The organism is Serratia microhaemolytica (assembly GCF_004011885.1).
Taxonomy (GTDB): domain Bacteria; phylum Pseudomonadota; class Gammaproteobacteria; order Enterobacterales; family Enterobacteriaceae; genus Serratia_G; species Serratia_G microhaemolytica.
This window is the reverse complement of the sequence record NZ_ML137210.1, coordinates 79,775-92,947: the sequence shown is the minus strand read 5'-3', so window position 1 is coordinate 92,947 and position 13,173 is coordinate 79,775. Positions and strand designations below refer to the sequence as shown.

Genomic DNA, 13,173 nt, shown 5'->3' with positions numbered 1-13,173 from the left:
TGGATGATGAAGAGGATATCAAAACTGTTATTTGCCGTTGCCGGAATAATCATAGCCAAGATATTGCTTTAGACGCTGTAACGGAAAGTGGCGAACTCTATGTAGCCGGAGAATGGCTGATAGAAACTGGCCTGGCAGGCCAACTGCTAGATATTTTTGTTACACAAGGAAAGGTGATAGTAGAAAGGCTGTAGCGTAAATTGCAGCTAAAAGAAAAGGCCAGAACTGTTATAAGTCCCGGCCTTTTTTATGATCAATAATTTGGGACAAAATACAATGAGAGCGTGAGACGCAACAGCAGCAATTAACCTTGGAGTGGTTAAAAAATTATCCCAATGGCTTGGTGCTGCAAGAGTAAATGAGTTTAGCTGAAAATAAAAACCCGGAAAGATTGGATAATCTTTCCGGTTTATTATTTATCAATCGTGATCTAATGCAGATGCAATCGCCTCTTTGACACGCTCATTGTTTTTATTTTCCTCTAGAAACTCAGGGCAATTTAATACCTCTATTAACTTCTCTTCCCCTAAGACTTCCTTAATATCTGAAAACATAACATCGAGATATTCAACTTGATTTTTTATGTGTGCTGATAAATCAACAGAGAGAAAACGTTCTTTAATAACGTTTAAAGCTTCACTTGGCCTAACCTCAAGTAATATTCTGAATGCAGCCAAAGTACAAATATTTAAAAACACCAAATTAGATAGTTTTTTTACTGAATCACCCTCAAGAGTTTCTTTTTCATCAAATTTTCTCAACGCCTCACGTAGTGAGGCATAAGAGCAAAAAAAATCATCGAGAGCATTTTCTAACATTTTCTAACCCTGCCTTTCTTTATAACATCATTTTCCGCATCAATGTTATCTTTTATTTTCCAGTCAGGAATACCACCCTTCGTTTTACCTTTTAATTCAACATTCTTATCCTTTGTATTAATATCAACATAATAATCAGCACCCAAAGCACCGGTACTGCGTTTGATCGCATCTGGTCTTACAGGCTCTATTTTTGTAGATGTTGCGCTTACTCCGCCACGAGTATCAGTTGGATCAAACGTAAAACCATGTCGCATGAAATGGTTATATTCAGCTTTAGACATAAAGCGTCTCACCACGCCGGGATTATTTGGAATACCATTCGTTAAACCACTGCCGGTTAATCCCCACGGATCGATGTAATTAAACGTATTGGGCGCATACTGATATAAATTAATTCCGCCCAATAATCCTATCGGGTCTGGCTGGGTAAATCGTCCTGCGACCGGTTCGTAGTAACGGAAAAGGTTATAATGTAACCCAGTCTCTCTGTCAAGGTATTGGCCCTGTAATTTTAAATTTTGTGCCACGACGGTGTGGCCATGCTGCTGCTCTTTCAGCGTTTGGCCCCACAGGCTCATTTCACCACGCCAAATCCAGCGGCCACGCTCGTCACTTAACGCTTCCGGCATTCCATTGACATGATTGTGATAATAGTAGACCTCTTCACGGTGGTGAACTTGCCCGTTCTCCTCTTGGTAATGGAAGGTGTCGATGCGTGCCAGTGGCTCGTAGCTGCCTTCACGGTAGGTGTAGAGCACGCCGTTTTTCGGTTTATCGCTACGGCTCTCGCCACACATCACCATGCCTTGCCAATAGAAGGTAATGGTGATCGGTTCACCGGCTTGCTGGCCTTGTGGCGCTACCGGATGCAGAATTTTATGCGTGCGCCGTCCCAACGCATCGTAACGGTATTCCACCTGTGACCATTCCGGGTGGTGCTGAAAACGCACCCGCACCAGCCGGTGTTCGCAGTCATAGTCAAAATGTTGCTGGATCAGGCTGTTTTTCGGCTGCCGTTCGCACAGGCGGCCAAAGGCGTCATAACGGTAGCGGTAGCCGTTAAATTCGCTGATCTGGTTTTCCATCGCCAGGCTGTTGGCACCGCTGAGCCGGTTCGAGGCCGGGTCGTAGTGGTATTCTGCCCGTTCGTAGCCCTGCACTTTGGCGATAATCTGCCCAACCGGGTCATACTGATACTGTTCAGCGTGGCGTTGCGCCAGTGCTATCCCTTCGCTGCCGTCGTGCTGATTAACCACCTGCTCTACTAGGTTTCCTGTAATATCATAACGATAACGTTTGTCATGCAACGGCGTTGAGAGCGTCGACGCATTCGCCCAGCGTGTGCGGTGGCTGCTGATGCGTCCGTTGAGGTCGTATTGTGTCTGGCGTTGCAGTGCGCCCTGGCTACGCAGCACTTCGCGGTGTAATTGGTCACGTTGATAGTCGGCCAGCACCCAGCGTTGATCGCCAGCAATCAGGTCGGTCTGTTGCAGGTGGCCGCTGCCATAATAGAGGTGGCGTAGGCTACGGCCATCCGGCAAGGTGGTGGCCAGCAGGTTACCCAGTGCATCGTATTGGTGCCGATATTCGCCGCCGTGGTTGCGCTCGGCAATCAGTTGCCCGTGTGCATCTTGTTCAAATTCCAGTTTATCAAGCACCTGTGGCGGGCGTTGTTCCGCTTCGGCGGCCAACCACTCCGCACGGTTGATGCGGGTGAGGGTGACTCGGTTCGCATCATACTGGTATTCGGTGCGCATCTCTGCTGTCAGTTTGACGCGCAGGCGGCCAATGGCGTCACGTTCAAATTCGGTGACCAATGGGCTGAGCGGTTCGCCGTTCGGTGACGAGGTGCTGTGGTGCGTGCGTGTGTCGGGGTGGTCGATCAGGCGGATCAGTTCCCCTAACGCGTTGTAGTGGTACTGTTTCCGTGTGCCGTGTACCGTGGTTTCCGCTGTTAAGCGGTGCAGTGCGTCGTATTCAAACTGGTAGCTTTCCCCTACCGCGTTACGCAGCCGGATCAGTCGCCCCAGCGGATCGTAATCGAAGCGAACCTGTTGCCCTTTGGCATCGCGCTGTTCGGTGACCTGGCCACGGACGTTGCGTTGATAGTGTGTGCGTTGTCCCGCCGCATCTTGCAGTTCGATCAGTGCGCCGCTGGCGTCGTAATGAAAGCGGATCTCGCCGCCGTCCGGCTGACACTGGCTTTGCAGCAATCCGCTCGGCGAGAACTGGTAGAGGGTGGTTGCGCCGCTGGCGTCGGTGTGGCTGCTCAGTTGCCCCCAGGCATCGTAACTGAACTGGGTTTGGTAGCCCGAGCAGTCACGCTGGCGGATCAGTTGCCCTTGTGCGTTGTAGTGGTAGTGGTGTTCATTGCCGTTGGCGTCCACCTGGCGGATCAGGTCGCCTTGGGGGGTGTAGTCGTAACGGGTGATCTGCTCGTCCGGGTCAATCACGCTGATCAGGTCGCCAAGATGGCTGTACTGGTAATACCACTGGCTGCCGTTCGGCAGTTGGCGCGAGAGGGGTTGTGCCCAGTCGGCATGCCAGGCGGTGTGGTAACGCTGCTGCTGTGGATCGATGCAGGTTTCAATGTTGCCCAGTGCGTCGTAATGGAACTGGTATTCGCCGCCTTGTGGATCGGTGGCGCCAATCAGTTGGCGTTTTTCATCCCAGGTAAACTGCCAACGGGCGCCGAGGGCGTCGCGGTATTCGGTGATTTGGTGCTGGTTGTTCCAGCGGTGCAGGTGCTCTCCGAAGCCCGCTTGCAGTACGCGGAGGGTGCAGTTTTCCAGGTCGTAATCGAGCTGGTAATGCTCTAGGCACTGTTCGCCGTCGATCAGCCAGTGTTCAACCACGTAACCCTGTTGGTGCGCTTCGTTGTCATCGCGCAGTGTGTCCGGCACCGTCAACCACTGCCAGCGGTAGCGTGCGGTTAATCCGCTGGCGGTTTGGTGTTCGGTCAGCAGGTGGTGTTCTGGGTGGTAGGCAAACCGGCGTTGGACATGGCCGTCTGCATCTTGCACTTGCACCAGCTCGGCGGCCGCGTTGTAGTGATATTCAACCAGTGTCCGGCGGTTGCCTTCGTCGTTATGCTGTTCGACGCGTTGTAGCCGTTGCGGGTGCTGCGGGTGGTAGTGCAGGCTGACGTTCAGGCTGCCGCTGTTGTCGATAATGCGGCTGACTTGCCCGGCGTCGTTGTAGTGGTAGAGTAACGCGTTGTCGTGGCGATCAAAGCTGCGTGCCAGCCGCAGGTGGTCGATGCGCACCGGGTCTGCTTCAAACAGTTGGTAGTCGCCGTGCGGGGTTTCGATTAAAAACAGGTTGTTGATGCTGCGTGTGAGCCAGAAGCCTTCATCGGCGTAGAACAGCCGAGCGCCCAGGGGGATAACGCCCAGCGGCAGTTCACGCCCGGCGCCGTCGGTGTAAAATACCGCTTCTTCGCCCGGTAAGTCAGGGGCCGGCTCTAGGCGCAGGGTTCCCTCAAATGGCAGTGTCCAGCCACGCCCGAGTACCCCGACGTGCGCATTGCGGCTGTGGTAGCTGCGTTGCCAGACCAGCGGGTAGCGCCCGGCGAGCACGAAGTCACATTCGGTGTCACCGTTCAGGGTTTTGGCACCGGTGGCAGCGTCGACCGGGTGGCTGACCGCCGACAGGGCACGCCCGACGGCAGCGCCAGCGATGGCGGCACCGGCCGTGCCGACCGCTGAGCTGACCGCTTCCTTGAGCAGAGGGCAGATGATTTTTCTGCGCAGGTTGCGTATCCCGCAGGCAAGCACGGCACGGCCACCGTTACGTATTGCGTTATGCAGTGCGCTGGCGCCTAATCCCCCGATCAGTTGCCCAACAAAGTTGGCAGCGGCATTTTTTCCGCTGTGAATATCACGCACCACCACCGATTGGCCGCCGATACGCACCGGCGCGCTGCCTTGGCTGTGTTTGATTTTCGCCTCGCAGGTGCTGCGATCACCGTTGCGGCAGGCCGGTTGGCTGTTGATCCACACCGATTTGGAGCCTTCGGCCAGAAACAGCGGTGGCGGCATGTAATGCTTTTTGGTGCAGGTGATCACATCGCCGCTTTTCGGTGTTGAGAACGGATCTTTCTCTGCCACTACCGGCGACACAATGCCTTGCCAGGCTTGTTCCCAAAAGCCCGGCTGTTCCGGTTTTTTCTCTGGTTCGGGGCGCGGTGCTGCCAAGCCCAACATGGTTGCGCCAATATCGGTGATGCGCTCAAAGGCGAGCGACAATAGCCCATCGGCGATCTGCCAGGCGCTGACGCTGTCCTCCGCCGCTTTGCGCTGCCGTTCCAGCTCCGCGTAAAGTTCAGCATGCGGGATAGCACCGGCAGCACGTGCGGCCGGTTTGCCTTTGATGAACACATTTGGTGAACCGCTGGTGATCACGGCATCCGGTGGGCCGCTACCAAACAGGGCACCGAGCACCCCGTCGACCAGTCCGCCAACCCAATCGGCACCTTTGGAGATCAGCCCCCCCACCGCAAAACCGGCTCCGGCAGCGGCAACAAAACCGATGGCCGCCCCCGCTAATCCGGCGGTGCCAACGGTGAGCGCCGCCGCTGCGACAGCGACACCGAGATAAAGCGCCCCTTCGACCACCCCAGAGATGAAATCGGCCAGCACCGAGCTGTGCTCCAGGGGATCGCCCTGTTTGGCGGCCAGAAAATCGCTTGACATGTTTCCCTCCTTGTCTTCAGTCCAGTTGCAGGCTGTCGATGATCGCTTGCCAGTGTGCCAGGTCGCTTTTGCTGAAGGCGCGCGTTTGTGAGTAGGTGAGGCTGAGCAATTTGCCGCCCATCTCGCTAAACAGCAGGCACTGATGCATTGGTTGGCCTTTCTGTTCAAACTGGCAGCGTGTCTGGTAGCTCTGGCGTGCGGGTTGCGCGGTCGCGGCCAGCGTGACGGGCTGTTTCTCGTCAATCTGGAAGTGGTGCAGGTTGTCGCTCAGTTTGGCGATCTGCTGTTGGTAGTAGGCGTCGAGCGACTGCCCGTCAGGCAGTACCGCACGGGTGATCACCAGTGCCGATTGCCGTGCTGGGAATTTGAGGATGTTGAGGCTTTCGTCCTGGATCTGTTCTTTCTCTTCGGCCAGGGTAAATACGCCTTCTAGCATGTGATATTGCATGTGCTGTTCCTGTCTGTTGGCGGTGCGAACCGGAATTATTTTTTCGTTGGTGGAAAGGCCTGTTGTAACGCAGCCTGGATCTCTTCCGGGCTAGGGCCAGTGCTGATACCCGGTCCAGCACCATCCATGTTGAGATCTAACCCCCCGGTCGCGGTGATCTGGCCACGCTGGCTGGCATAGAAGGTGAAGTTTTTGCAAATTAAGCTGATGTTACCGCTGGCATCGAGTTGTATTGCCGAATCACCGCTGACCAGACGGATGCCGGTGGCTGAGCTGAGTATCATCGGGCCGACTACGCTTTCAATGTGTTCACCGCCAATCAGTGTGTTTTGATCGCCCTGGATGTTGACTTGGTGCTGGGCATGTACCGTGAGTCCGTGGCTTTGCAGGATTTCGATAATCTGGTTCTGCTGTACTTTTTCCAGGTGGTTTGCCCCCACTTCGGTGACGCGGTTGTTCAGCACCTGGGTGGTCATGTCACGCTGGGCGTGCAGGAATAGCCCTTCCATGCCTTTGGCATCTTCAAAGCGCAGTTCGTTGTAGCCTTCGCCTTTGTGGGTTTTGCTGCGCAATACCATCTGGGTTTTTGCCATCGGCAGTGGGAAGGTTGCTCGATTGACGGCGTGGTAAGTACGGCCGGTGACGATCGGTTGATCCGGGTCGCCGTGCAGGAAGTCGACCACCACTTCTTGGCCAACGCGTGGGATGGCGATCATCCCCCAGCCTTGTCCTGCCCACGGCTGGCTGACGCGGATCCAGCATGAGCTGTGGTCGTCGCTGTTGCCGTAGCGATCCCACGGGAATTGTACCCGCACGCGGCCGTGTTCATCGCAGAAGATCTCTTCGTTACCGGGGCCGACCACTTTGGCGATTTGTGGGCCATCCATCAGCGGTTTTGGCAGTGGGCTAGGGCGCCAGGTCTGGGTGCGCGGGATAAATTGGAACTCGGTATTGAGGTGAGTGCCTTTGTCACCGGCTTCTTGCTCCATGGCTTGCGGTTGTTGGCCGCTGTGGCGGGTGGCGATCAGTTGCCAGGCGCAGTTGAGGTCAGCGCGCGGGTGCTGGCTCAGCGTCAGGCGGATGCCGGGTTGCAGGCGGAAGTCGTTGCTGTGGCCGTGGCCGAGGCTGGCATCATTGCGCAGGGCGTCCAGCCGGTAGCGGGTGAAGTCTTTGCCGTGCTGCTCATCTTTGAAGCGACCAGGAAAATCAAAGTGTTCGTAGCTGGTGCGCTGGTAGATTTGGCCGCTGGCCTGTTGGGTGAATGTTGCATCCCAGCGTGGGTTTTTGAAGGTGTAATCCTTCATTTGTACCACGGCGGGGCGCACTTGGGCGCTGCGGATAAAGCTGTTGACGCACAGCTCTTGCGCTTGTGCCGCGACGTTCGGGTTGTAGGGTAGGCTGGCTTTTTTCGGGATGATGCCGTTGTCATCGGCAAACACCACGGTGTGGCGGCCTTGGTTGAACTCAAAGTAGTAGAAGATGCCCTCTTCGGCGGCCAGGCGCTGGATAAACTCAAGGTCGGTCTCTTGATACTGCACGCAGAATTCGCGTGCTGGGTGCGGGTGGCGCAGACCGAAGGCGTAGTCGACGATTTGTGCTTCACGCAGCAGTTTGCTGATGATCTCCTCAATCGTTTCAAGCTGGAAGATGCGTGAGTTGCGGCGTAAGCCTAAGCGCCACAGGCTGGGGCGCACTTCCATGCGGTAGCGGGTTTGGTGGAAGCCGGTGTCGCCCTGTTCAAAGCGGGTGACGATGCCGGAAACCGCGCGTTGTAGCACGCCGTCGCGCCACACCGAGAGTTTGGCGCCGCGATCGAGCACCGCATCAAAGTCAATCGCCGGATCGGCGCTGGCGAGGTTAAGTTCCAGTTCAAACAGCGAGGAGTAGTGTTCGTTCAGGGTGAAATCGACTACGGCGAAGGTGCCAGCCGGTTGGCCGCCGGCACTGAGGGTAAAATAGAGGCCATTCGGTTGCTTATCACTCACCGGCATAACGTTTCCTTGATCTGGTGTTAATGTGCTGCGTAATAATGGGCTTTAATTTTTTGTCTTATTGACTGTTGATACAGAAACGACTGAAAAGCACAATTTGCGCGATATGTTAACAACTATTTCCGGATTAAATCACGTAATCACATGGAAAGAAAGTGGTTTTCTCACCCTACTTTAATACAGGGTGTCTGATTGTTACAGGGCAATAATCGGTGTTCGTGTGCTGGCGAAGGCAGGGTAAGATCACGAACTTACCATACAGCCGTTGTTTGGCTACCAACGTCTCTAATTGGCTCGCCTCTTCAACCCACTTCGACGCCCCGGCGACATCGCCTTTTTTCAACGCGTGTTTCGCTGCTTTCAGCGCGTTGCCAGCGACGTCGCCGACAACCGGGATCACGCCGATAGCGGCGGCGAGAAAGTCGAGCGTGTCTTCCGCTTCAGCAAAGCCTTTAATATCACCGACTACCGGGACAAAATCGGCCAAGGTTGAGAGCTGGCCGATCCCTTCTTCAGCGCATAGAACGTAGTGCTCATTGTTACAAGTGGCGAGTATTTTGCCATTCTTAGGTTCGGTAGAGTTGCCAATTTCATAATAGAACCAGCAATTCTATTATAGGGTAAGAGTAATAAAAAATCAGACTAACATCACTGAGGATTTTTATTATTCCTCACCTTTAAGAAAAATAGGGTTATAGAGCGGTGATACTTGCATTTTTGGCTTTATTTCATTATGCCAAATTATAACAGCCCACTCATAGGAACGACCATTGATAACTGGTTCAGCTGTTAAGTCTACTTCAAATGCCTTTGCTAGCTGTTTGTAACATTTCATGTAATCTTCAGTTGATAAGTTTGAGAAATCTAGCGTGTCATCAAAAAGATCGTAAGTTTCATAAACTTGATTTACTGTATGTTTGTTAACTGCAGCAATGTATGGACGCAAGTAATAGGCAATGAAGTCTATTAATTGAGAACCCAATGAAACACCATTTTTTTTGGAAAAATACAAAAAGCCGGCCATGATTACCTCATAATTACAATTTTCGCTTTATATTCTGGTTTCAATGAATTGATATACTCAATCATTTTTAATTTATTTTCAGCGTTAAGATTTCTGAAATCTAGTGGTACTATATCCGATTTTTGCAAGTGGATGTGTAATTGTTCAATATTCTTACTCCAGTTCTTATCAAAAAACTTATTCATGCCTTCTATTTCTTTCTGAGTTCCTCCTGCGGTTGTAAACATAAAGTCAACAGTTTTTCCTTTACTGGGTCCACTCGTAAAAATGAAGTCAGCGTTACTAATTCTTTCGTCCACGCGCTCTAGGTTTCCATCCAAATATTTTTGCAATTCAACCGCAGCTGAACTTTCCGCCATCTTACTCTTACCTGCGTGAGGATCATATTTCAGTCGATTGACCTCTTTGAGATCAACGGCATTTCCTGTATTAACAACAGCGGAAATTTCCTCGCTGGCCTGATTAACCAACTTCGACGCCCCAGCGACATCGCCTTTTTTCAGTGCTTGTTTCGCTGCTTTCAGCGCTTTGCCAGCGGCGTCGCCGACAACCGGGATCACCCCGATAGCGGCAGCGAGAAAGTCGAGCGTGTCTTCCGCTTCGGCAAAGCCCTTAATATCGCCTACCACCGGGACAAAATCGGCCAAGGTTGAGAGTTGGCTGATGACCTCTTGGGAGCGTGGGTCTTGGTAATCAGCATGATAGGCGTTTAGCGCTTCGCCGCCCAACTGTTCGGCGATAGTAGCAAATGTTTCTGGGTTTTGGTGATACAGCGCACCGGCGGCCAGTAATCGCCCCACCGCTGCACTGTTGAGTGTGCTCAATGTCGGTTCAGTGCGGTTGTGCTCGCCGTCCGCTGTGGTGTTTGCCGTGGCAGCCGCTTCCGCTGTGATATTGGCAGCGGTTTCGACCGTTAATGGCTGGCCAACCAACGCATTTTTTATCCATTGGCTGGCTTCGGCAAGCTGCTGTTCATCGTTGAGATCGAGCGCTTGGCTGGCGGTGATCTGGCCGTTGTGTGTGGCATAGAGGTTGAAGTTTTTGCCGTGTAGGCTGATACGCCCATCGGCGTGCAGTTCCAGTGCCGATGCGCCGCTCTCCAGTCGAATGCCGCGCGCCGAGGCCAGTTCCAGCACCTGTTGTACCGTGCGTTGCTGTTGGCCGTTGATTTCTGTGCGTTGATCACCCTGAACCGTCAGGGTGTGGTTGCCGTGCGCGGTGAAATGATAATGTTGGCCAATTTCAATCTGCTGATTTTGTTGCACCGTTTCGATGTGGTTAGCCCCCACTTCGGTGACACGGTTGTTCAGCACTTGGGTGGTCATGTCGCGCTGGGCGCGCAGGAACAGGCCTTCCCTGCCTTTGGCATCTTCAAAACGCAGTTCGTTGTAGCCTTCGCCTTTGTGGGTTTTGCTGCGCAGCACCATCTGGGTTTTCGCCATCGGCAGTTTCAGCGCAGCGCGGTTGACCGCGTGATAGGTACGCCCAGTCACTATCGGTTGATCCGGGTCGCCGTGCAGGAAGTGGATCACCACTTCCTGGCCGACGCGCGGGATGGCGATCATGCCCCAGCCTTGTCCTGCCCACGGCTGGCTGACGCGGATCCAGCATGAGCTGTGGTCGTCGCTGTTGCCGTAGCGATCCCAACGGAACTGTACGCGGATGCGGCCATGTTCATCGCAGAAGATCTCTTCGTTGCCGGGGCCGACCACGTTGGCCAGATGTGGCCCGTCGATGACCGGTTTCGGCAGTGGCGTTGGCCGCCAGGTTTGGCTACGCGGGATAAATTGGAACTCGGTATTGAGGTGGGTGCCTTGCTCGCCGGCTTCTTGTTGCAGCGCTTGCGGCTGTTGGCCGTGATGCTGGGTCGCCACCAGTTGCCAGGCACAGTTCAGGTCGGCGCGCGGGTGCTGGCTCAGCGTCAGGAGAATGCCAGGTTGCAGGCGGAAGTCGTTGCTGTGGCCGCGCCCCAAACGGGCGTCGTTGCGCAGCGCCTCCAGCCGGTAGCGGGTGAAGTCTTTGCCGTGCTGCTGATCTTTGAAGCGACCAGGAAAATCAAACTGTTGGTAGCTGCGACGCTGAGCGATTTCACCGCTGGCCTGTTGGCTGAATGTCGCATCCCAGCGCGGGTTTTTGAAGGTGTGATCCTTCAGTTGCACCTCTGCCGGGCGCACTTGCGCGCTGCAGATAAAGCGGTTGACGCACAACTCGTTGGCTTGTGCCGCGACGTTCGGGTTGTAGGGCAGGCTGGCTTTTTTCCGGATGATGCCGCAGTCATCGGCAAACACCACGGTGTGGCGGCCCTGGTTGAACTCAAAATAGAAGAAAATACCCTCCTCGGCGGCTAGGCGCTGGATAAATTCAAGGTCGCTCTCTTGGTACTGCACGCAAAATTCGCGTGCCGGGTGCGGGTGGCGTAGGCCGAAGGCGTAGTCGACGATTTGCGCTTCGCGCAGCAGTGTGCTGATGATCTGTTCGATGGTTTCAAGCTGAAAGATGCGTGAGTTACGGCGTAAGCCTAAGCGCCACAGGCTGGGGCGCACTTCCATGCGGTAACGGGTTTGCTGGAAGCCGCTGTCGCCCTGTTCAAAGCGGGTGACGATGCCGGAAACCGCGCGTTGTAGCACGCCGTCGCGCCACACCGAGAGTTTGGCGCCGCGATCGAGCACCGCATCAAAATCAACCGCCGGGTTGCGGCTGGCGAGGTTAAGCTCCAGTTCAAACAGTGAAGAATAGTGTTCGTGCAGGGTGAAATCGACCACCGCGAAGGTGCCAGCCGGTTGGCCTCCGGCGCTGAGGGTGAATTGCAATCCACTGGCTTGAGTGCGCATGTTCACATTCCCTGTTATCACGTTGATTGTGCGCGTAAATGGCTTGGTTTTAGTGGTTCTGATCACGGTGAGTGATGGTCGGTACAGAAACGGCTAAAAAGCCTAATCGAGACGATAGCTTAATCACTGCTTGCGGATTAAATCACGCAATTACATGGAAAGAAAGTGGTTTTCTTACCCTACTTTAATACAGGGTGTCTGGCTGTTACAGATTAATAATCGGCGTTCGTGGGCGGGCGGAGGTGCAAACCCGCTACCGACTGGCGCCCTATTAGCGGGAGATATGGGTTGGCTTGCACCTGGTGTGCCGTTTTCTCGGGGAGGAAACGGCCCGTTGTGGCGATCAGCGCGCGGCTTAGGCCAGTGTTTTTTTGTCCAGTCGGTCAATGTGCCAGTTGTTGTAGGATCAGTTGTGCGATGCCGGGTTGTTGGTGGTCGGCAATCACCAGATCGGCGCGCTGTTTGACTGCCTGGTCTGCATTGCCCATTGCCACACCAAGCCCAGCCGCTTCCAACATGCTCAGATCATTATAGTTGTCGCCAAAAGCGATCACCTGTTCCATGCTGAGGCCTTGTGATTCGACCCACTCTCGCAGGCGTTTCCCTTTGCTGTTGCCTGATTTGGCGATGTCGATCTGATCATGCCATGACCATTCACAACTTAGCCCTAATTCAGCTTCGACCTGCTGGGCAAACTGGCGTAGCGCTGGCAGGTTTTCATGTGCGATGGCAAATTTCCAGATGGTGTGTACTTGTTCTACTGCTTGGTGCAGGCTGTCGACCTGTTGCAGTATTGGGCGCAGTGCTGCCGGTAAACTGCTGGCCCAGTTCAATGTGCGTGTGACGTGGCCGGTCGGCTGTTGGTATAGCATGGCGTCATCCACATACATTAGGCCGTTGATCGCGCTGCGCTCCAGCAGTTGCAGTACCTGTTGTGCCTGCGGTTTTGCCAGTGGATCTGCCGCCAGTACCTGCTGTTTGAGTGGGTCATACAGGTAGGTGCCGTTGCAGCAGATGGCGGGGGTGTCCAGTTGTAGCGCTTGGTAGAACGGGCGGATCGCGACATGGTGGCGGCCGGTAACCAGGAGTACTTTGATACCGGCGGCACGTGCTTGTGCCAGTGCATGGAGTGATTCAGGCAGGATGCGCTTTTGGCTGTCGAGCAGGGTGCCATCCAGATCAAGGGCGATTACACGGTAACGCATAAGATTTCCATCACGCAAAAGGTAGGGTGGCTGCGATGGTACACCGCTTCAGTGCTGAATAAAACTACGGTTAATCAAAGGATGCTTAGCTTGCTCGGAATTGTTGTCGAGTATCACCATCATTTGCACGTTTGCAGCAGAACAACGTCAATACGACCT

At 54.2% G+C, this 13,173-nt stretch carries 8 protein-coding genes and 1 pseudogene; 1 reads left to right on the top strand and 8 read right to left on the bottom strand.

From position 1 onward, the window contains the following. Nucleotides 1-194: pseudogene (locus tag EOJ37_RS00830) on the top strand (SymE family type I addiction module toxin); the annotation flags it as partial. Between the two features lie 225 nt (nt 195-419). Here the strand turns inward: EOJ37_RS00830 and EOJ37_RS00825 are convergent. The 8 genes from EOJ37_RS00825 to EOJ37_RS00790 all read right to left on the bottom strand — a co-directional run bounded on the left by EOJ37_RS00825 (nt 420) and on the right by EOJ37_RS00790 (nt 13,014). Continuing rightward, a complete protein-coding gene (locus tag EOJ37_RS00825; RefSeq protein ID WP_240651643.1) occupies nt 420-818 on the bottom strand; it encodes a hypothetical protein in 399 nt (132 codons plus the stop codon). Continuing rightward, complete coding sequence (locus EOJ37_RS00820; protein WP_127956682.1) at nt 812-5,515, bottom strand: RHS repeat-associated core domain-containing protein; 4,704 nt, start codon at nt 5,513-5,515, stop codon at nt 812-814. The genes EOJ37_RS00825 and EOJ37_RS00820 overlap by 7 nt, the downstream gene beginning before the upstream one ends. A 16-nt stretch (nt 5,516-5,531) precedes the next feature. Continuing rightward, a complete protein-coding gene (locus EOJ37_RS00815) occupies nt 5,532-5,963 on the bottom strand; it encodes a DcrB-related protein (protein WP_127956680.1) in 432 nt (143 codons plus the stop codon). Between the two features lie 35 nt (nt 5,964-5,998). Then, entirely contained in the window at nt 5,999-7,948 is a 1,950-nt protein-coding gene (locus EOJ37_RS00810; RefSeq protein WP_240651642.1) for a type VI secretion system Vgr family protein, read from the bottom strand. A 175-nt stretch (nt 7,949-8,123) separates the two neighbouring features. Then, entirely contained in the window at nt 8,124-8,441 is a 318-nt protein-coding gene (locus EOJ37_RS00805; RefSeq protein ID WP_127956676.1) for a hypothetical protein, read from the bottom strand. A gap of 177 nt (nt 8,442-8,618) precedes the next feature. Further along, the gene (locus tag EOJ37_RS00800) at nt 8,619-8,978 is read right to left on the bottom strand and encodes a hypothetical protein (protein WP_127956674.1); all 360 of its coding nucleotides are present in this window, start codon (nt 8,976-8,978) and stop codon (nt 8,619-8,621) included. A gap of 2 nt (nt 8,979-8,980) precedes the next feature. Continuing rightward, nucleotides 8,981-11,809, bottom strand: coding sequence for a type VI secretion system tip protein TssI/VgrG (gene tssI / locus EOJ37_RS14995; RefSeq protein WP_162473633.1), 2,829 nt, complete (start codon nt 11,807-11,809; stop codon nt 8,981-8,983). A gap of 383 nt (nt 11,810-12,192) precedes the next feature. Further along, nucleotides 12,193-13,014: a pyridoxal phosphatase gene (locus tag EOJ37_RS00790; protein WP_127956672.1), complete on the bottom strand. Its 822-nt coding sequence runs from the start codon at nt 13,012-13,014 to the stop codon at nt 12,193-12,195. Between the last annotated feature and the right edge of the window lie 159 nt (nt 13,015-13,173).